At 60.4% G+C, this 25,742-nt stretch carries 20 protein-coding genes; 11 read left to right on the top strand and 9 right to left on the bottom strand.

Annotation, left to right across the window (positions count from 1 at the left end; genetic code table 11):
- Window positions 1–17: 17 nt before the first annotated feature.
- Both K3166_RS01990 and K3166_RS01985 read right to left on the bottom strand, forming a co-directional pair.
- Entirely contained in the window at window positions 18–3,347 is a 3,330-nt protein-coding gene (locus K3166_RS01990; protein WP_247714693.1) for an amidohydrolase family protein, read from the bottom strand.
- An 84-nt stretch (window positions 3,348–3,431) separates the two neighbouring features.
- Entirely contained in the window at window positions 3,432–4,451 is a 1,020-nt protein-coding gene (locus K3166_RS01985) for a LacI family DNA-binding transcriptional regulator (RefSeq protein ID WP_221423043.1), read from the bottom strand.
- 129 nt (window positions 4,452–4,580) lie between these two features.
- Between K3166_RS01985 and K3166_RS01980 the strand changes: the two genes are divergently transcribed.
- The 4 genes from K3166_RS01980 to K3166_RS01965 are packed head-to-tail and all read left to right on the top strand — an operon-like array spanning window position 4,581 to window position 8,771.
- Window positions 4,581–4,880, top strand: coding sequence for a PilZ domain-containing protein (locus K3166_RS01980; protein ID WP_221423042.1), 300 nt, complete (start codon window positions 4,581–4,583; stop codon window positions 4,878–4,880).
- A gap of 26 nt (window positions 4,881–4,906) precedes the next feature.
- A complete protein-coding gene (locus K3166_RS01975) occupies window positions 4,907–5,956 on the top strand; it encodes a glycosyltransferase (protein WP_221423041.1) in 1,050 nt (349 codons plus the stop codon).
- The gene (locus tag K3166_RS01970) at window positions 5,953–7,323 is read left to right on the top strand and encodes a hypothetical protein (RefSeq protein ID WP_221423040.1); all 1,371 of its coding nucleotides are present in this window, start codon (window positions 5,953–5,955) and stop codon (window positions 7,321–7,323) included. Before K3166_RS01975 ends, K3166_RS01970 begins: the two co-directional genes overlap by 4 nt.
- A gap of 44 nt (window positions 7,324–7,367) precedes the next feature.
- Complete coding sequence (locus tag K3166_RS01965) at window positions 7,368–8,771, top strand: O-antigen polymerase (protein ID WP_221423039.1); 1,404 nt, start codon at window positions 7,368–7,370, stop codon at window positions 8,769–8,771.
- On the opposite strand, the gene K3166_RS01960 is transcribed toward K3166_RS01965, so the two are convergent.
- Window positions 8,762–9,697 (bottom strand): hypothetical protein, encoded by a 936-nt coding sequence (locus tag K3166_RS01960; RefSeq protein WP_221423038.1) that lies wholly within the window; start codon window positions 9,695–9,697, stop codon window positions 8,762–8,764. The genes K3166_RS01965 and K3166_RS01960 overlap by 10 nt on opposite strands.
- 126 nt (window positions 9,698–9,823) lie before the next feature.
- On the opposite strand from K3166_RS01960, the gene K3166_RS01955 reads away from it, so the two are divergent.
- From K3166_RS01955 to K3166_RS01945, 3 genes are read left to right on the top strand one after another with little or no spacing between them, the layout of a single operon-like run.
- Window positions 9,824–11,326: a flavin-containing monooxygenase gene (locus K3166_RS01955; protein WP_247714692.1), complete on the top strand. Its 1,503-nt coding sequence runs from the start codon at window positions 9,824–9,826 to the stop codon at window positions 11,324–11,326.
- A gap of 33 nt (window positions 11,327–11,359) precedes the next feature.
- The gene (locus K3166_RS01950) at window positions 11,360–12,115 is read left to right on the top strand and encodes a competence/damage-inducible protein A (RefSeq protein WP_221423036.1); all 756 of its coding nucleotides are present in this window, start codon (window positions 11,360–11,362) and stop codon (window positions 12,113–12,115) included.
- A 57-nt stretch (window positions 12,116–12,172) separates the two neighbouring features.
- Window positions 12,173–15,076 carry a DUF2339 domain-containing protein gene (locus K3166_RS01945; RefSeq protein ID WP_221423035.1) on the top strand — a complete coding sequence of 968 codons (2,904 nt, stop codon included), beginning with the start codon at window positions 12,173–12,175 and terminating at the stop codon, window positions 15,074–15,076.
- Between the two features lie 110 nt (window positions 15,077–15,186).
- On the opposite strand, the gene rplA is transcribed toward K3166_RS01945, so the two are convergent.
- Both rplA and rplK read right to left on the bottom strand, forming a co-directional pair.
- Window positions 15,187–15,879 carry a 50S ribosomal protein L1 gene (gene rplA / locus K3166_RS01940; RefSeq protein ID WP_221423034.1) on the bottom strand — a complete coding sequence of 231 codons (693 nt, stop codon included), beginning with the start codon at window positions 15,877–15,879 and terminating at the stop codon, window positions 15,187–15,189.
- 4 nt (window positions 15,880–15,883) lie between these two features.
- Complete coding sequence (gene rplK, locus K3166_RS01935; RefSeq protein WP_221423033.1) at window positions 15,884–16,315, bottom strand: 50S ribosomal protein L11; 432 nt, start codon at window positions 16,313–16,315, stop codon at window positions 15,884–15,886.
- A gap of 323 nt (window positions 16,316–16,638) precedes the next feature.
- Here rplK and K3166_RS01930 point away from each other — a divergent pair, with 323 nt between their 5' ends.
- The 3 genes from K3166_RS01930 (at window position 16,639) to K3166_RS01920 (ending at window position 19,489) form a co-directional block, all read left to right on the top strand.
- Entirely contained in the window at window positions 16,639–17,301 is a 663-nt protein-coding gene (locus K3166_RS01930; RefSeq protein ID WP_221423032.1) for a PspA/IM30 family protein, read from the top strand.
- A gap of 127 nt (window positions 17,302–17,428) precedes the next feature.
- Entirely contained in the window at window positions 17,429–18,154 is a 726-nt protein-coding gene (locus K3166_RS01925; RefSeq protein WP_221423031.1) for a CPBP family intramembrane glutamic endopeptidase, read from the top strand.
- A 156-nt stretch (window positions 18,155–18,310) separates the two neighbouring features.
- The gene (locus K3166_RS01920) at window positions 18,311–19,489 is read left to right on the top strand and encodes a sensor histidine kinase (protein ID WP_221423030.1); all 1,179 of its coding nucleotides are present in this window, start codon (window positions 18,311–18,313) and stop codon (window positions 19,487–19,489) included.
- Window positions 19,490–19,580: 91 nt separating this feature from the next.
- On the opposite strand, the gene nusG is transcribed toward K3166_RS01920, so the two are convergent.
- Both nusG and secE read right to left on the bottom strand, forming a co-directional pair.
- Window positions 19,581–20,117, bottom strand: a complete 537-nt coding sequence (gene nusG, locus K3166_RS01915) for a transcription termination/antitermination protein NusG (protein WP_221423029.1) — start codon at window positions 20,115–20,117, stop codon at window positions 19,581–19,583.
- 47 nt (window positions 20,118–20,164) lie between these two features.
- On the bottom strand, window positions 20,165–20,371 hold the full coding sequence (gene secE, locus K3166_RS01910; protein WP_221423028.1) for a preprotein translocase subunit SecE: 207 nt from the start codon (window positions 20,369–20,371) through the stop codon (window positions 20,165–20,167).
- A gap of 239 nt (window positions 20,372–20,610) precedes the next feature.
- Between secE and K3166_RS01905 the strand changes: the two genes are divergently transcribed.
- Window positions 20,611–22,134: an alanine/glycine:cation symporter family protein gene (locus K3166_RS01905; protein WP_221423027.1), complete on the top strand. Its 1,524-nt coding sequence runs from the start codon at window positions 20,611–20,613 to the stop codon at window positions 22,132–22,134.
- 399 nt (window positions 22,135–22,533) lie between these two features.
- Here K3166_RS01905 and K3166_RS01900 read toward each other — a convergent pair whose 3' ends face one another.
- Window positions 22,534–24,354: a DUF885 domain-containing protein gene (locus K3166_RS01900; protein ID WP_221423026.1), complete on the bottom strand. Its 1,821-nt coding sequence runs from the start codon at window positions 24,352–24,354 to the stop codon at window positions 22,534–22,536.
- A 108-nt stretch (window positions 24,355–24,462) separates the two neighbouring features.
- Window positions 24,463–25,737 (bottom strand): metal-dependent hydrolase family protein, encoded by a 1,275-nt coding sequence (locus tag K3166_RS01895; RefSeq protein WP_221423025.1) that lies wholly within the window; start codon window positions 25,735–25,737, stop codon window positions 24,463–24,465.
- Window positions 25,738–25,742: the final 5 nt, after the last annotated feature.

Raw genomic sequence — 25,742 nt, 5'->3', positions numbered from 1 at the left:
CGCTCGGCGCTGGACTACTATTCCCACCAATACGGTTTGCGGCGGGTATCGCCGGTTTCCACTTCGTTCATGGTGCGCGCATCATACAGGCGGCCGCCAAGCATGACCTGCGCGATGTCATCCGAGTTGCGGATGTCCTGAGCTGGATCGGCCGTCAGGATCACGAGATCGGCAAGTTTGCCAACCTCGAGGCTGCCGACATCTCGTTCCATACCCAGCGAGCGAGCAGGCTCGATCGTGCCGGCACGAAGCGCCTCGACGTTGCTCATTCCGCCCCGCGCAAAGCTCCATAGTTCCCAATGCGCAGCGATGCCGGCCTGCTGGCCGTGCGCGCCGATGCTGACCTTGACGCCGCGCTGGGCAAGCTTCTTTGCCTCGCGCGCCGAATTGTCATCCACAAACGCCCAATCGGGAGCCTTGGTGCGGCGCGCATTCCCCGCCAACAGCATCTTGGGCGGCGTATGGACCAGCAACGGATTGTCGAAGACATCCGTCGCCTGGCGCCAGTACGGATCACCAGCAAGGCCGCCATAAGTGACCACCAGTGTCGGAGTGTAGTTGGTATCCGACTGGCCGAACATCTGCAGGACGTCCTCATACATCACGTCGAGCGGGATATTGTGCTCCAGCGTCGAGTTCCCGTCGGCGATCAGGTTCATATCCATACCGAACAGCGAACCGCCCTCGGCGACAACCAGCATATTCTCCTCGCGAGCAGCGGCAACGACCTGCTGGCGTTGCTCGCGGCGCGGCTGGTTGTAGTTCTTGACGGAAATTCCGCCCTGGGCCTTGATCCGGCGAACATGCGCCAGGGCATCGTCATAGCTGTCGACGCGCGCGTACACTCCCGGCGACTTCGCGCCGTAAATGATCTCGCCGGTCGAGAAGATGCGCGGGCCCAGCAAGCTTCCGGCCTGCTGACGCTCAGACGCTGCGAAAATCATGCTGGCCGAGGATGACGGATCGTGGATCGTGGTGGTTCCCATCGCCAGGTTCTGGACCAGCGACCAGTTCTGCTGCGGGACGAGATCGCCCGTCCCTTGCGCTCCGTGAGCATGGGCATCAACCAGCCCTGGAATGACCGTACTGCCTGCTGCATCGACTATCGTTGCGCCTGCCGGAACATCGATGCTCGCAGCCGGGCCCACGGCGGCAATGCGGTCACCGTCGATCAGGATAGTCCCGTTCTCGATGGTACCGGCACCCTCGCCTGCCATCGTGTGGATACGCGCTCCGGTGATAGCGACCATGCCGCTCGCCTTGTCTGCGCGAATGATCCGCGCAAGCGAAGTGCCGCTGTCAGGCGGCGTGAATTTGGGCGCTTCCTTGTCCTGCGGTGCGGCCGGTGTGAGGGCCGAGGTGCTGGCGCGATAGAGCGCGGGCCCCATCGACCAATGCAGCGTCGAACCGTTCTCAGCCCAGCCGATGTAATCGGCGCCGCCTGTGCTGACCTTGGTGACAGGCAAAGAGCTCGCCTTTTCACCTACCGTGACCGCCTGGCCGCCAGGTAGCAGGGGCATGGCGAACACTTCGTAGTTCTGGCGGAATGCCACGTAGTCTCCGCGCGGGCTGACGCGGAAATCATTCGCCAATTCACCTTGTGCGTGGACGCGGCGCGCCTCTCCGTTCAGATCGCTCGAGATGAGCTGGAGATTACCATCAGCACGGGCGAGCATGAACAGGCGATCATCGTCACTGCCGAACTGCGGGTCAGATCCATTGCGCGTGATCATCCTCGGCGTGCCGCCAGCAGCAGACACGGAGTAAACGCCTTCGTTTTCCGAGTAATCGGGTGAGGTGAGATACCCTCCGCCACGTTTCTCGAACACGATTGTGCGGCCGTCAGGCGAGAACTGCGGCACTGCATAGTGACCCGGTTGGCTGGTAATGACCCGTTCGCCCCGGCCCCGCGCATCGACCGTCACAATCCGCGCAAGATCGCTGTCGCTCCAGCGGACAAACGCGATCCGCGAACCGTCACGCGACCATGTGGGCCACAGCTCCAGCTGCTCGCTGTCAGCGGACGTTAGCCGCCGAGGGGCGGCGTCGCTGCCGACCGGCTTGGTGTAAAGCTTGCCGAGGCTTTCGAAGACAATCGTGCGGCCGTCAGGCGAGACGGTGGCGAACCGGGGTATCTTGGCAGTAAAGGTGTCAGGCGCGACATCGATGACCGGATGCGGGGCCTTTGCGACCGCGCGGGTGTCGTCGACGCTGAACGGAATGTTTGCCGCACCCGAACCGTCTGCGGCAACCCGCCACAGCTTGCCGCCTGCCCAGGTCACGATGCTGTTGCTGTCGGGCGTCCAGTCCATCATCGGATAGACGCCGTAGACCGCCCAGGTCTCCTGCATATCAAGGTCGAGCTGGCCGTAGACCATGCGCTCGCGCCCGCTGGCGATATCCTTTACCCAGAGCTGCGACTGGTCCTTGTCGCGCCGGACGAAGGCGATGCTTTTCCCATCGGGCGAAGGCGTCGGACGAACCGCGCCGCCATAACCGCCGATGGCAGTTGTCACTTCTCCGGTATCGATTTCGTATTTCTCGACCCGGAAAATTCCGGCGTTCGAATCCTGCGCATATTCGAAGATCGGGCCCGAGGTGACGTTGCGAGTGTAATAGATCGCATTGCCATCGGGCGCGTAGATCGGCTCGCCCAGTTCTTTCTGCAGTGCCTCATTCGACCGCTTGACGAGCTTTACACCGCCTCCGCCGGACACATGATAAAGCCACACCTCTCCGGTGCCGAGGCTGCGCTCGGTCGTGAAATGCTTCTTGGCCACGATGTAGCGTCCGTCCGGCGACCAGCTTGGCTGGTTGATCAGGCGAAAGTCTTCCTTGGTGACCTGCTTCTTGTCCGAACCGTCACGGTTCATGATCCAGATATTGTCACCGCCACCGCGATCTGAGGTAAATGCAATTCGGTTGCCATCAGGCGAAAAACGCGGCTGCACTTCCCACGCCAGACCTTCGGCAATGCGCGTCGGAGTGCCGCCGGAAATCGGCATGGTGTAAATATCGCCCAGTAGAGCGAAGGCGAGCGTGCGGCCATCGGGCGACACATCGACATCCATCCAGGTGCCCTCGTCGGTACGGATGGGCACATCCGTGAGGACCGCGTTGCCGGGAGCCATTACATCCCATTTCGCATCGCTGGCTTCGTCGCCGGCAATCGGCACAGTCGCCGGAGCCGCATCGACCGCCTCGCCGCTGCCCTCTTTGGGAAGATCGTCCTGAGAGGCGTCGACTTCCTGTTCTTCGACCGGATTGGGGCTTGGCTGCGGGTCTTGCGCATTCGCGGCCGAGGCGCACAGCACCAGTGCGAGTGCGGAAGCAATGCTAGATTTCATGACAGTCTCTCTCCCTGAACTTTGGGAGGGGCTTAGACGTGCACACTCATGCTTTGCAAATCGGTGTTCGACGAACGTCGTAGATCATTTGACGCTTGAGCGTTCAACCAGCCTCACAGGCACGCGCCGCTCCGCCCGATCACCCTCATTGGCAAGGGCGGTTTCGATCAGCAGGCGCCCCGCTTCGGCGAAATCGGGCTCGACCGTGGTGAGCGGCGGATTCGAAAACTCACCGGAGCCCAAGCCGTCGAAGCCCACGACCCCGACAGCGTTCGGCACGTTGACATCGCGCAGTGCGAGTTCCTCCAGAGCGCCGAGCGCCATTGCATCACAGGCAAAGAACAGGCCGTCGAACGCGGCACCGCTTTCGGTCAGCCGAATGATCGCGTTGCGCCCTTGCGAAACCCGGTCAGATCCGACCGAGACGAACGCGGGACGTTCCTCGAGACCAGCCGCCTGCATCGCGGCCTGATACCCTTCAAAGCGCTCGCGGAACTGCTTCTGTGACGAGTTGGGGTCGCCGACAAAAACGATATCCTTCGCGCCGCCCTTGACCAGCCGCTCTACGGCGAGCCTGCCGCCCGCCATATTGTCGGAGCGAACCCAAACAGCGTCGTCGAAGGGCGAGCCCCAAAAAGCGATGGACCGGCTTTCACCGGCAACTTGGCGGAAATAGTCCCATGCACCCGCGTTCATGGCGGTCCCGATCACCACCACCGCGTCAGCCTGGCGGCGCGCCACATAATGACCGAAGAGTTCGTCTTCCTTCGCCTGAAAAGATACCAGCGCTTCATACCCGCGTTCCGCCGCAGCGGCGCAGGTGCTGCCCAGAAGGCTGTAATAGAACGGATTGATCGCGGCAGGCCCCTGCCCTTCACGTCCGATAACAACGATGGCGATGCTACCGGTCTCACCTTTGCGCAGGCCTGCCGCGCGCATGTTTACATGATAGCCGAGGTCGGCAGCTGCCTGTTCGACCCGGCGGCGCGTAGCCTCAGTGATGGTTTCCGAGCCAGACAGAGCGCGGCTCACGGTGGACTGGCTTACCCCTGCCTTTTCGGCCACGTCGATCGACGTAACCCGGTGCGGCCTGCTATTGCTCATAACTCTCCAACGCTCCCTCGGCGCTTGCACGTATAGCTAGCTGAAACGATTGTAGAGTAAAGCCAGCCCATGCTTGCACCTTGGTACAAGCCGTGAGAATACAAAACGGGCCGATTGACGAGGGATAGAATGGAAAACAGACGCGAAGACCGTCATTTGGTACAAGTCGCCGGGGCCTACCGGGCGCGCGAAGGCGGTTCACGCGATGTCTGGATCAAGGACATCTCGGAAACCGGCTGCCGGTTCTTCGACAAGTTCTCGATTCTGAAAGTCGGCACGGAAGTGCTTGTCAAACTTGGCAACATCGGCCCCATCCCGGCGCACGTCAGGTGGCGTGAAGATAACATCGTCGGCGCAGAATTCGTAACGAAGCTGCATCCCAGCGTCATGAGCCACATTGTCGAATTCATGTCGCAAAGCGAAAAATAGCTCCCCCCGGGGGCTGTCATGGTCTGATGGCCGAGACCATAATCTCAAGCGGATCGCGGCGTCTTTCCACTCCTGCCCCGGTGCGCTTCGTCCACAATGGGCGGTTCGGCGCGCAAGCAGCAGTCGAGGCGAAGGACTTCGAAGCAATTTTAGCCCGCGAGCCGGAGGTGCTGCGCGCCTTCGCGGAAAATGGCGATCTTTGCTGGACGGTACAGACCTTCTGCCGCCTGCGCGAAGCGGGATATGGCGGCATTGAGCTGTCCACCGAAGCGGTACCCGGGCGTATCAACCTCTCCAAGGCCAAGACCCTGTCGCGGCGAGGCTGGAGGCCCGGCATTTTCGATGTGTCGATCCAGGCCGACTATCCCCGGGTCGCATGGGCGCGGTTCCATCTGCAGCAGAACCGCGACCTGCTTGGCCACGATGCCCATGTCGTACCGCTCTGGCCGCAAGCCAGGATCATACCCCGCGATGCAGGCCGCAGCGGCATCAGCCGCATCGGCTTCTTCGGAAAGATCGATGGCAATCTGGCCGGGGGCGATGAGACCTGGCGTGCACTTCTCGCCGAACGGGGACTCGAATTCTACGCACCTCAAGCGGATCGCTGGCACGATTTCTCGAAGATCGACGTCGCCGTCGGCATTCGCAGCTTCGACACTCGCCGCCATTCGAGGAAACCGGCCAACAAGCTCATCAACGCATGGATGGCCGGTGTGCCTTTCATTGGCGGCAACGATTCCGCTTTCATGCAGATCGGCACACCCGGCGAAAATTACCTCCAGGCCGCAACGCCGGGCGAAGTGATCGAACAAATCTGCCGGTTACAGGCTGATCCGCATCTCTACGATCAGCTGGTCCGCGCCGGTGCCGCAGAGGCTGAGGCGTTCACGGTCCCAAGAATTGCAGATCATTGGGTCGACGTCCTCGAGGGCCCGATATCGGCCCGATATCTTGAGTGGGAGGCGCACGCAGCCCGCGAAAAAGTGCGTTCGAGGCTGCTGTCGCTCGCGCAAGGCGGGGTGGATCTCGCCAAGGCGGCGGGGCGAAAACTCCTGCGCCGGGAATACGAAGCTTGAGCAACCGGAAACGCATCCTGAGAGGCGTGGCGGCGAACCTGGTGACATTGGCCACGAGGATCGCAGTCCAGTTTGCGACTCTCCCGCTGTTTTTCGCGAATTGGAGCGCGGACCGGATCGGCGCATGGCTCGTCCTGTTCGCGGTGCCTGCTTATCTGGGACTGGTCGGGAATGGCTTTGCTGGTGCTGGCGGGAATGCCGCGCTGGCTGCGGTCCAGGATGGAGATCAACCCCGCGCCCGGGCAGATTTTCGCGCAGCATGGGCCATTTCAAGCCTGTCGACCGGGATTCTGGTCGCTTGTTTCGCAGTCGGCTTCTTCTGGCTTGTTCCAGTCATGCCCGCATTGTCCGCCGCCCAAGCAGGCGATTTGCCCGCGACATTGGGCTGGCTTGCGCTTTACATCTTTGCCACCAGCCAGATGGCGGTGGCGGAAATCCCGTACCGGGCTGCCGGGCGATATCCCGACCACATCGCGCTCTATAATCTAGCTGCCCTGATCGAGATCGCAGTCATCGCCGCGTGCGTGACACAGTCTGAAAGCTTCGCCGTGCTCGCCATGGCGCTTGGCATCACGCGGTGCATCAGCGCAGCCTTGATCTTCATCCAAGCACGGCGTCTCGCGCCGCAAATGTTCGAGGCTGGGCGCGGTTCGCTTAGGGCCAGCCTAGACGGCCTGTGGAAGCCCTCGATTGCCTTCATGCTGGTGCCGCTGATATTCGGGTTGAACCTGCAAGGTTATGTCCTGCTGCTGGGCGCAACGTTCGGAGCGGCCTTGCTGGCCAGCTTCGTCGTAACCCGGACATTCACCCGCCTGTTGGACCTGTTCACCAACCTGACGTACACCATGCAGTTCTACGAGAGCGGGTATATTCAGGGTCCAAAGGAAGCCATCCAGCGCCGCCTGCTGGCGACCATGACAGTCGTTTCCCTCCTGTTTGCAGCGGCCTTTTCCGCTTTCCTGCTGTGCTTCGGCCCTTGGCTGCAGGATCTCTACAGCCTCAGCCAGACACGCTTCGACCCTCTCGTTGCCATAGTCCTCCTGGCTGCCGCCTGGCTTCGCGCGCTTTCGGCAGCGCCAATCGCCCTCCTCACTGCATCAAATGCCCATACGCGCGTCGTCCTGGTGTATCTGACAGGTTCGGCGGCGGCTTTGCTGCTGGCCGCCGTGCTGGCCGCATGGGGCGGCAGATTGGCCGTGATCCTCATCCCATTGGTTGCGGCCGAAGCCTGCCAATTGGTGCCTGCAGTGCGTGATAGCCTGCGCAAGCTCGATCTGTCCTTCGGGGCGTTCCTGCGAATGCTCGTATCCCGAGAGAGGCTGGAAGACATCGCTGGCGCAGCAAGGCAATTGCGGAGAAAGCGCTGAGCCGCTTGCCTGCCTGCTTGCGCGCGGCCTAGATAGAAATCGCTGTGTACGACCTGCTGCTTCTTGCCTCTGCCATCATCTTCGCCGCGACGAGCATCGCCTATCTGCGGCATCCGGCAGCTGGCCTGATGCATCCTGCGACATTCTATCTGGCCTTTCACGGGTTCATTTTCGTTATCCGCCCGATCGTGGCGCGGATTTACGACTTCAATTTCGTTTATCGCCTTTTCGAGTTCATGCCGTCGATCAGCGACAAGATAACGGTCATCCTGGCCGCGAACCTTGCCATGGTGGTGTTCGTCGCGTCATCCCTCTACATTGCGAAAGAGCCCCCCGCACCGCTGGACGACGAAGTTTTCGCCCGTGCACGGGCCAGCCTGACGAAACCGATTATCGTCGTAGCCGCTCTTCTCAGCCCGCTTGCTGTCTGGTCATTGCTGGAAAACTGGCAGCAGCGTTCCGAGGAGTTCGGATCAATGATCCGCGACGCGGCAACGGGCACGGCAATCAACATTGGCGGCGTTGGCTGGTTGACTGATGCCTCGCTTTTTTTGGCACCCATAACCGTGATGATCATCTGGCTCGCCCGCTACCGTTGGTGGAGCTGGGCATTCTTCGGCGTTTTCATGCTGCTGCAGGGAGGCACCGGGATCCGCGGCCCTATCATTTATGCGGCCAGCGCTATCGGCATTCTGGCGCTGCTCGAGATGCGCAGGCGCTGGTTCGATTGGCGCGTCATGGCGCTGGCCTGTGTCGCGGCGCTGGCATTCGGACAGCTGGTACTCGACCGGGGTGCCTCCTTGCGAGGCGTGCTCGGCGGAGGTGCGGAGGTGACCTATACGCAGGACGCCGAACTCGCTCCGCTTGAAGGCATGGACTTCGCCAATCTCGAGTATTTCGAATACGTCGTTTACGCGGTCCCGCAGCGCAGCAACACCTATGACTATTTCGCCAGCAACTTGCAGGTCTTCACCGAACCGGTGCCCCGGGCGCTATGGAAGGATAAACCTGTCGGCCCGCCGATCCAGAATTTTTCGCTGTGGGATTATGGGCGCCCTATCGGAATGACCGCCTCGTTGCCGGGTGCGGGCTGGTTGTCGCTCGGCTATGTCGGGGTGGTGATCCAGACGCTCTTTTTCGCGATGCTTTATGCCTATCTTTTCGTCTGGCTGCTCACGAGAAGAGCGACCCCTCTTGCGCACCTGGCCTATGCCCTGCTGATCGCGACCGCATTCAATGTGCTGCGGGACGGGACCCTGCTGACATTTGCGCGGCAGATGCCGTTCTATCTGGGCCCGCTACTGATGGTTGTTCTGGCGCAGCGGCTGCTCGGTCCCGCCAGGGGCGCACATGTCCACGATTGGAACCAGCCGGTGAGCGAGTTTCTGGCCCAGTCACCGGCCGAGCGCCGCCGGAGCCTCGCCAGCCAGACGAAAGATCAGCGGTAGCGAGGCCGCATCAACCCGTCACGCCGAGCAAAGCTCAGCAACTTTCGCCGATTGATCTTGCCTTTGACATGGCGGTCCAGCTTCTTCCGGAAGCGGTCCGGTTCGAAGGACCCGTCCAGCGATGCGGACAGGAATTCCTTATCGGCAGGCAAATGCAGGATCGCGGAAGCATCCAGATCGCGAAACGGCCGGGGTCTATGCCTGGTGCGAGAGGTCCAATACCGGGCGATCGTATCCGTGTCCCGCACGTCGACGAGCGAGCCACCACGGCTTTCAAACCGCTGCAATGCCGCCCCCAAAACCATCTCATCGCCTGCGTGAAGCATGGATTGCCAATGCGCCAGATAGACAGTCCACAACGCGGCGATATCCTCGGCCAGCCTGGCGAACGATACGCTATCGCCGATCAGGAATTCACCACCCCACCATTCCTTCCGAAAACTGTCACCGAGCAGGATCGCGAGGCTATCGGCCAAGCGCTCGTCGGCACATTCGATCCCCTCATCGGCCCCTAGCCGGTACCCTGCAATTCCGTCGATCACGCAAAATCGCTCGTCAATCGGGCGCACGCATACCGTGTCGAGGTCGACCAGCGCCGCCCTGCTCCCAAATTCGCCTGTCCCGAATTTCTCGATCAATTCGAGTTTATGGTGTGCCGCACGGAATGGAATGTCGGCGGGAACATCAAGCGAGAACTCTGCGCCCCGCAACGGGGGAGTTTCGATCCCCAAGGCCTTGCACCGTTCGGCGAGCAATTCCGGACGATCGGAAATCAGAGTCCAATCATAACCGAAATGCGCAAAGGATCTGGCGCTTTGCGCACCGCACCGCAAATAGATGTCGAGCGGCGATTTTCCGGAAGGCAGGTTCGCTGTTCTCTCGCCGTTTTCGGGTACGATGAGCAGACCGTAAAATGATAGGGACAACGCGTGCAGCTCCGTCTGGCAGATGGCCCCTACGGCATTGCCGCGATGAAATCGAGTTGCGAAAGAAAACCGAGGCTAGCGCATTTCGAGAAGTTGAGTTAGTCTTGCCTCATGGGAGAAAGACCGATGAGCGACCGCGCGACCGATTTCGACGTCCTTATTGTTGGTGCCGGCATTTCTGGGATCGGCATGGCGGCCCACATGACGGAGAAATCTCCGTCACGCAGCTACGCGATTCTGGAGCGCCGGGATAACCTTGGCGGCACGTGGGATTTGTTCCGGTATCCGGGCATCCGCTCGGACAGCGACATGCATACTCTGGGCTTCGATTTCGAACCCTGGAAGCACGAAAAGTCGATCGCCGATGCACCTGCGATTCTCGACTACCTCGACACGATCGCGGACGAGCGGGACATCCGCCGGCACATCCGGTTCGGCCACAAGGTCATCGCCGCCGATTGGCGCGGTGCAGATGCGCGCTGGCACGTCACGGTCGAGGCCGAGAATGGCGAGCGCAAGCATCTGACCGCAAACTGGCTCTACCTCGGCTCGGGCTATTACGATTACGACGAGCCCTATGATCCCGGCTTCGATTTCGGAGAATTCGAAGGCCAGGTTATCCATCCGCAGTTCTGGCCCGAAGATCTCGATTATGCCGGCAAGCAGGTCGTGGTGATCGGATCCGGCGCCACCGCCGTCACGATCGTACCGTCGATGGCCAAGAAAGCGGCCAAGGTAACGATGCTGCAGCGCACGCCGACCTGGATGTTCTCGCGCCCGGCCAAGGATGCAGTGGCAAATTTCCTTCGCAAAGTCCTGCCAGAAAAACTGGCTTACCGGATCACGCGCTGGAAAAACATCAAGATGCAGGACTTCAGCTTCAAGATGGCCCGCAACAAGCCGCAGAAGGTGAAGGACGGCCTGCACAAGCGCATCCGCAAGTCGATGGGCCAGGATTATGACCTGACGCCTTTCACCCCGCCATACAATCCATGGGACCAGCGCCTGTGCCTGGTGCCGGACGACGATCTTTTCGCAGCGATCAAGGGCGGCAAGGCCGATGTCGTCACAGGCCACATCAAGGCGTTCGAAAAAGGTGGCGTCAGGCTGAAGGACGACAGCTTCCTTCCGGCCGATATCGTGGTCACCGCAACCGGCCTGAAGCTGGCCCTGGTAGGCAAGATCAAGGTTTCCATAGAAGGGGAACCCGTCGATTTCGCACAGCGCTTTTACTACAAGGGCTGCATGTTCTCGAACGTGCCGAACCTCGCGGTGGTCTTCGGTTATCTCAACGCCAGCTGGACCCTGCGCGCGGACATAAATTCCGACTACGTCTGCCGTGTGCTCAACGAAATGGAAGCCAAGGGTGTCGACATCGCCATGCCTGTCCTTCCGGAAGACCATGGGCTGGAAGAGGACGATATCTTCGACTTCTCCTCGGGCTACATCCAGCGCGGCAAGCACATCATGCCAAAGAATGCCGTGGGGTATCCGTGGCGTCTCAATCAGGAATATGTCCTTGATCGCAAACAGATGCGCGAAGAACCGGTCGACGACGGGATCCTTGCACTTCGCCGGAAAGGCTCCAATTCGCGCAGCTCGGACGAAACGCTCGAAGCTGCGGAGTAGCATTCTGCGGCAAGCCCGCCTAACCCTGCCCGCATGAACAAACGCATCTATACCGCAGGCCTCGTCGTCATCGGCGACGAAATCCTGTCCGGCCGCACGCATGACAAGAACATCGCGCAGGTCGCCAGCTGGCTTCAGGTACAGGCCATCCGCCTCACCGAAGTGCGTGTCGTCCCCGATGTGATCGACACGATCGCCGATGCGGTCAACGCGATGCGCGAGGCATACGATTACACGTTCACCACAGGGGGTATCGGCCCGACCCACGACGATATTACCGTCGACGCAGTCGCAAAGGCTCTTGGCGTAGGTGTCGTCATCCATCCCGAAGCGCGCGCTATTCTCGAGCGTTACTATGCGGACAAGGGCGGGCTGACCGAAGGCCGCTTGCGCATGGCCCGCGTGCCCGAAGGCGGCGAGCTGATCCCGAACCGTATGTCAGGCGCACCGGGTATCAAGATCGGCAACCTCCACCTCATGGCCGGGGTGCCCCACATTACAGCCGGAATGCTCGATGCGCTGACCGGCACGCTGGAAGGCGGCGAGCCGCTGCTGAGCGAGACAGTTGGCGGCTTCATCCCTGAAAGCGAAATTTCCACCGAACTGCGCGAAGTCGAACAGGCGCATGAGAATTGCCAGATCGGCAGCTATCCGTTCTTCCGGGAGGGTAAAGTCGGCTCGAACTTCGTGGTTCGGTCGACCGACCGCGCTGCACTTGATGCCTGCATGGCCGAACTTTGCGAGCGCCTGTCGCAGGCGGGCTTCGAATTTACCCCCGGAGGAATTTGATAAGCGCTTGTTTCGCAGGTCCCATTCGCTAGCCTAGGCACCTTAAGGAGGGGCTAGATGGACTGGCTATTGATCCTGGTCCTGTTTGGGGTCGCATTCTACCAGCGCGGCGAACTGCGGCTATTGAAGCAGCAGATTGAGGGGCTGGAGGGCTCGCTCGAGCACGTGCTGCACCTGCTGAGAATGGGGCGTACGGCAGAACCCCTTCCCGATGAACAACCAGTCCCGCCGATGGAACGGGAGGCTGCGGCGCCTGCCGCTGCGAAAACAGTCTCTGTTCCCTCTTCCGTGAAACTCGCTTCTGCGCCTCCAGCGCCGGAAGAAGTGGAGGAGGTTCCGCCCGAGGACTTGGACGCGCCTGATCTCGATGAACCCAGAAGCGGCCCGCGTTTCGCACTGGATTTCGAGGATGTGTTCGGCCGCAAGCTGCCAATCTGGGCAGGCGGAGTTACGCTGGCGGTTACCGGCGTCCTGGCCGTGCGCTATTCCATCGAACAGGGGCTGTTGACGCAGGTCGTTCGTGTGGCGCTGTCATTCCTGTTCGGCATTGGTCTGCTCGGCGCTGCGGAGGCAGCCTACCGGAATGCGGACCGGGTCGGCGACGAACGCGTTTGCCAGGCTCTGGCCGGCGCCGGCCTCGCGACACTGTACGCAGGCTTCTATCTGGCCGGCACGCAATACGCACTGATCGGGCAAACCATTGCCTTCCTCGGGCTTGCGGGGGTCACCGCGCTAGCCATTGCATTGTCTTATCGCTTCGGCCTGCCGAGCGCGGTACTCGGCCTCGTGGGCGGCTTTGCTGCTCCGGCCCTTGTCGGCAGCGACGAGGCCAACCTTCCGCTGCTCGCTCTGTATCTCGCGCTGGTCACAGGCGGATTGACGCAGACCGGCAACCGGCAACGCAGGCCCTGGCTGGGCCTTGCCGCATTGATCGGCGGGCTTGGATGGGGCGGATTGCTCCTGACCGGAAGCGGGTTTTCGGCCCTCGACATCGTCGCTCTGGGGTTGTTCTTCGTGCTGCTGGGGGCAATCCTGCCCGCGGTCATGACGACCACCCGGTTCGAACAACCCTTGCGACTGGCTTCGGCGGCGATCGCTTCGCTGCAACTGGCGGTTCTGGTGAACGAGGGCGGATACTCGCCTTTGACGTGGGGCCTCTACCTGCTCCTTGCCAGCACCCTCGCCTGGTTCGGTTGGCGCCGCGAGGACATCCGCCCCGGCAGCGCTATTGCGGCCGCCATAGGCATTTTGCTGCTCGGCTTCTGGCCATCGCCGGATCTGGTTTCCTTCGGCCTGGTCCTCACCGCGCTGGCGGCCGTGTTTGCCGGGATCCCGCTCCTCCACCTGAGCCGCGGCACCGACCATATTGTCGACCGCGTGACGGTCGCTGCCGTCCCCTCGCTGCTGGGCCTGACGACGGCGGCGAGCCTGTGGCACCTCGAAAGCCCCGGGCTGTTTCAGGGTATGGCCAGCGCCGTTCTTGCAATCATCCCGGCCGCAGCATCGAAGTTGCTGTGGCGAAGGGGCGAACCTGAAACCCTCGCAGTGAATCTCGCATCGGCGAGCTTTCTGCTGGCGCTCGCGGCAGACAAGCTTTTGCCGGAATGGTCCATGCCGATTGCGACCGGCATCATCGGCATCGCGCTGGTGTACCTCTTGCGACACCGCCTCTTGGAAAACTCCGCACTCGCGTCGGTCGGCTGGCTCTTTGCCGTCGTTCCAGTGGCGCTTCTGCCGGGCACGGATGCAGGCTCAAGCGAGTTGATGGCGATCTTCCGAGGAATGGATGCGCCCGATTATCTAGCCTTGCTCCGATGGCTTGTCGCTGGCGCACCATTGGCCGCATTGGCATTTTTCCTGAAAAATCGCTTGCCGAGATCCGTTGCGGAATTCCTGGCCGCGATCGTGCTGTTTTGCGCGCTCGCACAGGTCCTGCCGCCAATTGCCAATGCATGGCTTGCGGGTGTGATGGCCCTTGGACTTCGCTGGAAGCATTCGGAACGCGAAGGGGCCGTTCTTGCTTTCGTATTGACGACCGCGATGTGGGCGCTCCCTCCACTGGGAACGTGGGCCGAGGGGGGTATTGGTGCACTTTCCGGGGACCCGTTCATGCTCGGCGATCTTCCGGGGCTGCGCGAGACCTTCGGCTTTATCCTGCCGTTTGGGCTGGCACTTGCTGCTGCACGGATCACGACCACCCGGTTCACCGAGATCACTATTCCAGCTTACTGGGCCGCGCTGCCAGTCGGTTTCATCGCGCTGCACGTCCTGTTCAAACAGATCTTCGCTATCGAGACTGTGACTGCATTCGAACAGACAGGCCTCGCTGAAAGAACGCTATTCGAAGCGCTTATGCTCGCACTCGCATGGGGCGCGGCCACGGGTATGGGCCGATGGAAAGCCAGCCCCCTGCTGGCGAGCATTCTGGCGGCGCTGTCTTTGGCGCATTTCGCCTGGTTTACCGGCTTCTGGCACAATCCGTTGTTTGCGATGCAGGCAGTCGGGCAGGTCCCCGTTGCCAATCTGGCGCTTGCCACCTTCGCGCTGGCAATCGGCACACTGCTTTCGCTGCGCCTATGGCAACCACGACTGCGCCGCTATATCGATGCAGCGGTCATGGCGCTGGCAACGCTTGGGGCGATCACGCTGCTACGGCAAATCTTCGCGAGCAGCTATTTGCCCGACGATCCCATGTCGCAGGCCGAGGATTTGCTGCGATCGCTGGTCGCAATCGTGCTGGCCATCGTCTTCCTGCTGATCGGCAGCAGGCGCGGTGAACGGACCTGGCGGGTCGGCTCGCTGGTCCTGATGACCGGCGCGGCCATAAAGGTTTTCGGCTTCGATACAGCCGGGCTGGAAGGGCTGGTCCAGATTGCAAGCTTCCTTGCCCTGGGAGCGAGCCTGATCGGGATCGGCTGGTTCTACTCACGGCAATTGCGGACCGTCCCGGACGAACAATAAGCCATGCGAACATAGAGAAAGGGCCGGAGGTTTCCCCCGGCCCTTCTCAATCTTTCACAATATAGGTCAGCGCATCGAAATAAGCGCTGCCGCTATGTTGCACAAACGCGTTACGCGCCTTCGACTTCGCTCAGGTCGACCTTGAGGCCTGGGCCCATCGAGGAGGTCAGAGTGATCTTCCGGACGTACTTGCCTTTGGAACCCGAAGGCTTCGCCTTGACGATGGCGTCGGTCAGCGCCTTGAAGTTATCCTTCAAAGCGTCGTCCTTGAAGGACAGCTTGCCGATACCGCTGTGGATGATGCCCTGCTTTTCGACGCGGAATTCGACCTGGCCGCCCTTGGCGTCCTTAACGGCCTGTTCCACGTTTGGAGTGACAGTGCCCAGCTTCGGGTTGGGCATCAGGCCCTTGGGGCCCAGAACCTTACCGAGACGGCCAACAACACCCATCATGTCCGGCGTAGCGATCACGCGGTCATAATCGAGGTTGCCGTTCTGCATGTCTTCCATGAGATCTTCTGCACCGACCTTGTCGGCGCCGGCAGCAAGTGCCTTTTCGGCGTTGTCACCGCGTGCGAACACGGCAACCTTGACGTCCTTGCCGGTGCCCGAGGGCAGCGAAACCATGCCGCGAACCATCTGGTCTGCGTGACGCGGGTCGACGCCCAGGTTCATCGCGACTTCGACAGTCTCGTCAAACTTCGACTTGTGCTCGCGCAGAGTGGCGATTGCTTCGTCGACCGTATACAGCTTCTCGCTGTCGAGCTTGGCACGGACTTGCTGTACTTTTGTCTGCTTTGCCATGTTCTTAGCCCTCCACCACTTCGAGGCCCATCGAACGCGCGGAGCCTTCGATGATCTTCATTGCCTGATCGATATCGTTCGCATTGAGGTCCTTCATCTTGGCCTCTGCGATTTCCTTGACGGCGCTCTGCTTGATGGTTCCGGCAGAAACCTTGCCCGGTTCGGCCGAACCCGACTTAAGCTTGGCTGCCTTCTTCAGGTAGAACGAAGCCGGCGGCGTCTTGGTGGTGAAGCTGAACGAACGGTCCGCATAAACGGTGATGATCGTCGGGATTGGAGCGTTCTTCTCAAGGTCCTGCGTGGCAGCATTAAATGCCTTGCAGAATTCCATGATGTTCACGCCGCGCTGACCCAGCGCAGGGCCGATCGGCGGTGACGGGTTTGCAGTGCCCGCGGGCACTTGCAGCTTGATATAGCCTTCAATCTTCTTGGCCATTATGGCCTCCTTTCACACTGTCGGCGCATCCTGTCAGGGAACGCCTCATGTTAAGCGGTCGAGCGGTCTGCCCAAGTGAATGGGTTGCAGTCCTCCCGCGTTGGTATCCTAGCCTTTGGCTTGGGAAGGCGCGCACATAGCGATTCTGCGCTCGATTGCAAGCGTGATGCGCCCTGCGTGAAGACCGCTGATTGCACTGCCTGACAGGTGCTTTCAAAATTCGAGGGCATCAAGCACAGTCAATTCTTGACTTTTACATTGGTCGCATTGTGTTAAGACTTGAACATTACTTTGAGCACGGACGAATTCTGAGGGGGACTATCGTGGTTCGTATCGCCATCCAGGTCAAAGAGCTGATTTCCAGCAATTTGACCAGCGCGCTCGACGGGGCAACAAATCCGGTCAAGATGCTCGCGCAGCTCCAGCGGGAAATCGAAGAAGCACTGATCAGCCTTACCGGTGACATCAGCAAGGCCCGCCGCCAGAAAGATCGCCTTGATGCAGAGCAAGTGCGCGCCCAATCGCGCATTGCCGAATGGAATGAAAAAGCCAAGATCGCGATGGACCACCAGCGCGAAGACCTCGCTCGCCAAGCTTTGCTTGCGCGCGAGGATTGCCGCGCCGGGATCGAAGAGATCAAGCAAGACATCGCCACTCTCGATGAAGAGCTTACCGCAATGCACGAGGCGGAAATCCAGCTCGAAGCCAAGCGCGACAGTGTTCGCGCCCGTATGGCAGACCTGCGCGCCGCCGACGGAAATGCATCGGGCATTGCTGCCCGCAGCGGCGATTCCGATCGTGTTTCCAAGCGAATGCAACACATCGAAGAGCTTGAAAAGCGCACCGATTTCGCGGCTGATGACCAGGATTTCCGTAGCCGCAATGCCTCGGTCGATCGCGAGATCGAGGAAATGAGCCGGGACCGCGCTGTCGACGAAGAACTTGCCGCGATGCGCGAAACAGGCACTGCGAAGAGAACGGCCTGAACCCTTCCGATTTCTGCGGCCACTATCCACCGAATCCCCTGCAAGAACTGGGGATTGGATCCTGCTTTGACTTGATGGCCTCTCATTCGCGGGCAATGCCGGTCACCTGCATTGGAGGGTTCGCGGAATGACTACTGAAAAGCTCGGCTCGCTTGGATGGGTCCGCTTCATCATCCAGTTCGTCCTGGTGATGCTGGTCTATTTCGCGGTCTCGATCGCGGTTGTTGTCATGTTCGGGATGACATCTGCAGGCCTTTTAGGCTCGGTCGCGGGCAGCATGGCCGCCGCCTTACTGCTCGCATGGTTCTGGCTCCGAAGAGATGGACATGTGGCCGAAGCGTGGAACCTGCGGGCGCCGGACAGCTGGGCGCGAACACTCTTGCTGGCTGCACTTGCCGCTGGCCTGATCATCGCCTGGTTCCAGATCGGCGCATGGATCGCCGGGCAACTCGGGATTTCAGCACCCGATGTTGTCGCGGTGATGGACTTCGTGACGGAAAGCCCGCTCAGCCTCTTGCTCTGGATCGTGGTTGTCGCGATTTTTGCAGCCGGGTTCGGAGAAGAGTTGCTGTGGCGCGGCTTTCTGTTCGACCGTCTCCAGCGGCTTCGCGGCATTGGCGACAAGACCTGGCTGGTGATCGTCGTCCAGGCCGTGCTGTTTGGCCTGCCCCATGCCTATCAGGGTTTGGGCGGGATGCTCATCACCGGCGTCGTCGGTCTGGGCCTTGGCTGGTTGAGAGTGCGCTGCGGCGGCAATCTGTGGGCCTGTATCATCGCTCATGCCGCAGTCGATGTGCTGATGATGAGCGTCGCCTACGCAGATAAGGTTGGCGCGCTGCCCGGCGCCGGATGAAATGACTTCTAGATTTGTAAACCGCTGGCGGTCTTGAGAGGACGCCTGTAAAGGCGCACGCCTGCAACAAATCGATGGGGTGGGCCGTCGGACCAGTTCAGCACTTTTAAAGTTTGAACGAGCTGCTGCGCGTGAGCTCACGCACATGGAGGGTCTATGGGTAATTTCGGCGATATCTGGCAGTATATGCCGCATGGCATGTGCCTGCTGTGGCAACCGTGGCTGGTGATCCTGTGGGCCGGCTCCGACCTGCTTATCTTCCTCTCCTATTCGGCAATTCCGATTGCGCTTCTGACGGTCCTGCGCAAGCGCAAGGACGTACCGCATTCGGGGCTGGTAATGCTGTTCGCATCTTTCATCCTGCTGTGCGGCCTGACACACCTGTTGTCGATCGTGACGCTGTGGATTCCGATCTATCCCTATGTCGGGTTGGTGAAATTGGCGACCGGGATAGTTTCGGCCGTTACCGCGATCGTTCTATTCGGCCTGATCCCCACCCTAGCATCGCTCCCATCGCCGGGCGAACTCAAGGAATCGAACGACAAGCTGAAGCTGGAAGCAGCCGCGCACAAAGAAACATTGGCCGAATTGCGCGCTGCCGGCGACAATCTGGAACAGCAGGTCGCGCAGCGCACTGCCGAATTAAGTGAAGCGAATTCGAAGCTTGCGGTGCTGACCCGGGAGGCCGTTCATCGCAGCAGCAACCTGCTGACCGTGGTCACCGCCTTGGCGCGGCAGAACGCCCGCGCGACCAATGATCCTGAACATTTCGTGGAAACGTTCGTGGGCCGCCTTGGCGCACTCAGCGACGCTACATCGTCTGTCCTGCGCGGCGACGACAGCGCCTCACAGGCGATTGAAACCATCATTCGCCGGCAGCTGGAACCATTGACGAATGTCGTGGCGGATCGGGTGTCGATTGGCGGGCCGACAATTGCGATCAGTTCGGAAGCTGCGCAACAGCTGTCCCTGGCTGTTCACGAACTGGCGACGAACGCACAGAAATACGGCATGCTGGACAATGAGGAATCGCGCATCCAGGTGACGTGGCACATCGCCACGGCCGACGATGGCGCCGATTACTTCGATCTCGTCTGGAACGAGGAATTGGTTGGCGAAGCCCCTAGGGACTTTGCCGTCAGCCAGAAAGAAGGTTTCGGCACCAAGCTGCTCACGCGGATCGTGCCTGCGGTCCTGCGCGGCAGGGCAGAACGAAAATTCGAAACCGATCGGTTTTTCTACCATCTTCACGCACCCCTGGACGCGATCCTGGCCGAAACGGATGAAAACTCACTTGCCGCGCGCATTGTCGACGAAACGTTCGGCATCGCCTGAGAGGCGCGGGGGCAAGCATTGCCTAAATGAAAAAGGGGCGCTCCTCGGCAATCGAGGAGCGCCCCTTTTTCATGCGGCCTTGCGGCGCGTCTTACTTGACCAGTTCGACCTGTTCGAATTCCAACTCGACCGGCGTTGCGCGGCCGAAGATGGAGACCGAAACCTTGACCTTCTGCTTGTCGAAATCAAGTTCTTCGACAAGGCCGTTGAAGCTGGCGAAGGGCCCGTCGAGCACCTTGACCTGGTCGCCGATTTCGTAATCGACACTGACCTGCTTCTTCGGAGCCGACTTGGCCTCTTCCACGCCGCCGAAATAACGTGCAGCTTCTTTTTCGGAGATCGCCTGGGGCTTGTTGTTGTTGCCGAGGAAGCCGGTAACCTTCGGAGTGTTCTTCACGAGGTGATAGACATCATCCGTCATGTTCAGCTTGGCGAGCACGTAGCCCGGCATGAACTTGCGTTCGACCTGAACCTTCTTGCCGCGCTTGACCTCGGTGATCGTCTCAGTCGGAACTTCGACCTCTTCGACACCTTCGGACAGACCGAGACGCTCAGCCTCGTGAATGATCGAATCGCGAACCTTGTTCTCGAAACCGGAGTAAGCGTGGATGATATACCAGCGTGCCATGTTAAATCTTTTTCCTGTCGAAGGGTCTGGTCGGGCTCAGGCGCCGATCAAGCGAGAGTCATCAGCCAGCGCACGACTGCGCCGAAAACCGAATCCACGCCGAGGAAGAAGAGCGAAAGGATAATCATCATGATGAAGACGAAGATCGAGATGCGGATCGTCTCTTCACGCGTCGGCCACACGACCTTGCGGCCTTCCGTCTGCACCTGCCGGATGAACTCGGCGGGGGATGTCTTGTCACCTTTGTCGGCCATGGCCTTATCACTTTCGCGCTTGAACTGCTCTTGCCTTCCGGGATGGGGGTTTCGCCGCCCCGGTTCAAGTCCGGGAGGGGCTGTATCCATCATCGATGTCGGAAGACGAAACTCATGTAGGCCGCGCGTCCGCAAAACGCAAGCGGGGGAGACAGGCACATTTGCCGCTTTCCAAGCGCCCCGCGCATCTCTAGCGTGCCCCGCCTGATATCTAGGGACGCAAGAGGGGTTTTCGCGACATGGCAACAAGCCAGGCACCAAGTCTTGGCGATCGGCTGGTTGAGCCGGTTACCAACATATCCGATTTTATCTGGGTTGGCACATGGAATGGGGCCGAAGTCATTCCCTTCCCGCCAATGACGATCATACTTCTGGGCATAGGCCTGTGGATCATGATCGGCCTCAAATTCTATCCGATCCTAAAGCTGGGCAGTGCCTTCAAGGGCTTGTTCGCTGGCCGCAAGAGCCAAGGCGAAGGCGAAATTTCACCATTCGCAGCGCTTTCGACCGCTTTATCGGGACAGGTCGGTACGGGTAACCTCGCCGGTGTCGCCACCGCGATCGCACTGGGCGGTCCGGGCGCAATATTCTGGATGTGGATCACTGCACTGTTCGGCATGGCGCTGGCCTTTGCCGAGGGTTCGCTGGCCATCCGCTACCGCGAGCGCACCAGCGACGGCGTCCTGCGCGGCGGCCCGATGACCTACATCATGATGGGTCTGGGCAAGAAGTGGACTTGGCTGGCCGTGGTATTCTGCCTCGGCACGCTGTTTTCCGCGCTCGTTACGGGCAATTCGATTCAGGCAAATGCGGTCGCTGACGGTCTGAACGAGCTGTTCGGGATTGAAGAATGGCTTGGCGGGCTGATCGTTGCGGTACTCGTCTTCATCGTCATCATTGGCGGGATCAAGTCGATCGGTAATGTTGCCGAAAAGGTCGTACCGTTCATGGCAGCCATGTATATTTTCATGGCGATGATCGCGCTGATCCTGAACTTCGGCGATCTGGGCGAAACCTTCGCGCTGATCTTCCACGGAGCCTTCAATCCTCAGGCAGCCAGTGGCGGCTTCGTCGGTGCAGCGATTATCATCGCCCTGCGCGCCGGTGTGGCACGCGGGCTGTTCTCAAACGAGGCAGGCCAGGGTTCGACAGCAATTGCGCACGCAGTGGCACAGACGAACGATCCGGAATCGCAGGGCCGTATGGCCATGCTCGGTACGTTCATCGACACCATCGTCATCTGTACCATGACCGCGCTGGTCATCCTGACGGTCCGCGGTGACTTCACCGGAGGCGGGGAATCGGTCCTGCACGCATGGCAATCGGACAAGGTTGGTTTCGAGATGACCAGCGGCGCATTTGCTGCGGCCTTCCCATTCACGCTGGCAGGCATCCCGATCGGAACGCTGGTGGCCTCTGTCGCGCTGATCCTGTTCGTGTTCACGACGCTGCTGACGTGGTCCTATTACGGCGAACGCGCGATCACCTTCCTCTACGACCGGATGAAAGGTTCAACCCGCTCGGGCGAGAAGAAGCTTCACATGGCATGGCGCGTGTTGTGGTGTTTCGTAATCTTCCTTGGCGCCGCCCAACCGTCTGAACTGGTATGGCGTTTGGGCGACATCTCGAACGCAGCGATGGCTTTGCCTAACCTGCTGGCGTTGGCGCTGTTGTCCGGCGTGGTGTTCAAGCTGGCCAAGGGCGAGAAGGATGCCGGGCCCACGCACACGGCGGAAACGCCTGAAGAGCCGGAGGAGTACTAAGCTTCTCCGCATCCACCACCGCACAAAGAAGGGGCCGGAAGTCTTGCGACTTCCGGCCCCTTCCCTTTTCAGGGTGTCCTGTAGACTGAACCGTTCAGCGAGCCCCGAACAGGCGGGCAAAAAAGCCCGGCTGCTCCATCGGGAGGATCTTGCCGTGTTGCTGATAGCGAAGGGACGCATCGCTATAAGCTTTCGGCTTCACCCACCGATCGGGGCGGCTGCTATGGAAGGACAAGCTCGGCATGGGTTACCTCCATGAAATACTTTCCCACCGTCCTGCCCGGTAATACCCCCTAGTCGGGCGTCGGGTTCCCGACAAAACGCATCGCCATACTGCGCTCGTCCCGATACGGCACACCTCGTCCGGGCAAGCCAGCAGCATAAGGCATCAAATTCCGGCTATTTCCCGCCCATCTCGATCCAACGATCGATCTTGGATTCGAGCACTGGCAGGGGAAGGCCGCCGCTGTTCAGCACCTGGGCGTGGAAGGTGCGGATATCGAAGTCTTCACCCAGAGTGTCTTCGGCACGTTTGCGCAATTCCTGGATTTTCAGCGCACCGACCTTGTAGGCAAGCGCCTGTGACGGGATCGCGATATACCGTTCAACCTCTGCCACGACTTCAGTGCGTGTCATGCCGCTGTTATCGAGCATGAAATCGATCGCCTGATCGCGGGACCAGCCCTTGGAATGCAGACCGGTATCAACCACCAGCCGCATGGCGCGAAGCTGTTCGTCCTGAAGCGTGCCATAGCGATTCCACGGGTCCTCGAAGAAGCCCATTTCATAGCCCAGCGTCTCGGAATAAAGCGCCCAGCCTTCGACATAGGCAGTGGTCCCGCCATAGCGCATGAAGTCCGGCAGGGATTCGTTTTCCTGCGCGAGGCTGATCTGGAAATGATGTCCCGGCGCGCCTTCGTGGAGGTACAGGGTGACATTGCCCGTCGTCAGCCTGCTGGGCAGGTCATAGGCGTTGAAATAGAATGTCCCGGGCCGCGAGCCATCGGCCGCGCCGCTCTGGTAAGAACCGCCCGCTTCGAATTTTTCGCGGTATTCCTCGTATGGCTTGATCTCCAGCGGCGTCTTGGGAGTCAGCGAGAAATAGTCATCGATCTTCTCGTCGACCTGCTTCCCAATATCGTAATATGTTTGCGTCAGCGCTTCGCGGCTTTCGGGGGTGAAGCGGGGATCAGTCCGCACGAAATCGAAAAACTCGTTGAGTGATCCCTCAAAGCCGACTTCCGCCTTCACCGTTTCGAGTTCGGACTTGATCCGGGCGACTTCGGACAGGCCGAGATCGTGGAGGTATTCAGGCGTCAGCGGAAGGGTCGTCGTACCTTCGATCAGGCGCCGGTAGAGCGCATCGCCGCCTTTCATCTGGGCCAGGCCCACGCTTTCGCGGGCGGCGGCGTAATATTCATCGCGCAGGAAATCACGCAAGCGCGCATGCGCCGCGTAAACTTCGCCAATGCTCGCGCGATACTCGGCCTCAAGGCGCGTCTTGTCGGATGCAGAGAAATCATCCGGAAAATTGGTCACCGGCATCCAGAACGGCGATTCCTCGATGTCCATGGCCAACTGCGTATCGAGCTGGCTGATGACATTGCCGATCGTCAGCTGTGTTTCGAGCACACCGCTGTCCATACCTTCGCGAAAGCGCGCGATCGAACGGTCGGTGATCGCGACATAGTCTTCGTGGCGCTTCAGGTTGTTCTCGTAATCCTCGACCGTGGCGAACGGCGCAGCGCTCTGCCCGCTGGCGAAGCTGGGATAAAACGTGTGAAAACCTGCGAAGTGATTGACCGGACGCACATTAGTGACAGCGAGAATTTCCGGTGTGAGATCCTTCAATGCTTCCTGCTGGTTGTATTCGAACACATCGTAAGCAATCTGGTCGGTCGATGACAGCGCGCTGCGATCAATTTCCGCCAGCTTTGCCAGGTTCAGCTGGGCATCGGCCCGGCTGGCATCATTGTACCGGTCAGTCAGATAATCGCCGAGCCGGTCGGCATACCGCATGTCGCCGCGAAACAGCGCCGACAGCGGGTTGAGCTTGAGGCTGCGCTCATTCCCATCGTCAAAAACCGCGAACAGCGCGTCATGAGCACTCACCTCATCGCTGACGGCGACAGGCGGGGTGTCGGCGACAGGCGCGTAATTCGCACAAGCTGCAAGAGAAAGTGCGGATGCGCCGGCCAGCGCAAGGCGGAAGAATGTCATGCTCGTGATCCCTGTAATACGTGCCGAGGCACCTATGCCTGCCCAGCCCCCTCGGCAAGCACCCATAATGACCGGCGCCATTCCCGCTTCGATCAATCGCCCGTTAAATCATTCCACGACGCGGCCGCGCACCATTACCCAGTCGGCATTTTCGAGCACGGTGACATCCTCCAGCGGATTGCCTTCCACCGCGACCAGATCAGCCGAAAATCCCGGCGCAATCCGGCCGATTTCATCCTGCATCCCGAGAACGGTAGCTGCATCGGTAGTGGCGCTGGCCAGCACTTCGCGGTTCGACATCCCGCCGCTGCGCATCAGGGCAAGCTCGCCCGCGTTCATGCCATGGGGAAATACGCCGGCATCCGTGCCGAAGGCGACTTTGACACCCCATTTGCGCGCCCGTTCGACAATGCTTTCGGCGTAAGCACTGACGGAGCGGATCTTGTCCTCGACCACAGGTGTGTAGAACCCTGTTCCAAGGTTCTCCTTGATGCCCTGGAAAGCCATCAATGTCGGGACAAGGATGGTGCCGTTTGCGCGCATCACCTTGGCCGCCTGCTCGTCAATATAGGTGCCGTGTTCGATGGTCTGGACGCCGGCTCGTGATGCCAGTTCGATGCCGCGCGCGCCGTGGGCGTGCGCAGCCGTATTCAGACCGAGCGATTTGGCCGTATCGACAATCGCGGTCATCTCCTCGAGCGTGAAGTGCGCCTCGAGGCCCCTGCCCTGCTGGCTGAGAACGCCGCCGGTGGCCGTGATCTTGATCAGGTCGGCGCCGTATTTGGACGCCAGGCGAACTTTCTCCGCGCATTCGACCGGGCCGGTACACGCAAAGGATGTTCCCAGCGCATCGTTCACCTCGCGGCGGAAGCCATTGATATCGCCGTGCCCGCCGACAATTGCGATTGTGCGGCCCGACGTGACGATCCGCGGACCTGGCAGGACGCCTTCCTCCGTTGCACGGCGAAGCGATTGCATGACCTGATCGCCCCGCGCGCCCAGATCGCGCACCGTGGTAAAACCTGCCTTAGCCGTCAGGTGCGCGTTCTTCGCACCGATCAGCGCGTACCATTCCGGCGGCTGCGTTGCGGCACGCCAGAATTCCCCGCTGGGATCGCCAGAAAGATGGGTGTGAAGATCTATAAGCCCGGGGACGAGAGTCTTGCCCTCGAGGTGGACCATCTCTGCGCCTTCTGGCACCGCCTGCCAGCCGTCCACCACGCTAACGATCCGGCCATCTGAAACTGTCACGGTAGCCTTGCCTATCGGCGCGCTGGAGGCATCGACGACGACACCGTCTGCGTGAATGACAACCGTTTGCGCCGCGAGCGGCGAAGCGGCGGCGAGCAGGCTGGCGGTGAAGCCGGCGATCAGTTTGCGCATGAAGT

This window comes from Qipengyuania psychrotolerans (assembly GCF_019711355.1).
Classification (GTDB): domain Bacteria; phylum Pseudomonadota; class Alphaproteobacteria; order Sphingomonadales; family Sphingomonadaceae; genus Qipengyuania; species Qipengyuania psychrotolerans.
This window is presented reverse-complemented; position numbering and strand designations above follow the sequence as displayed.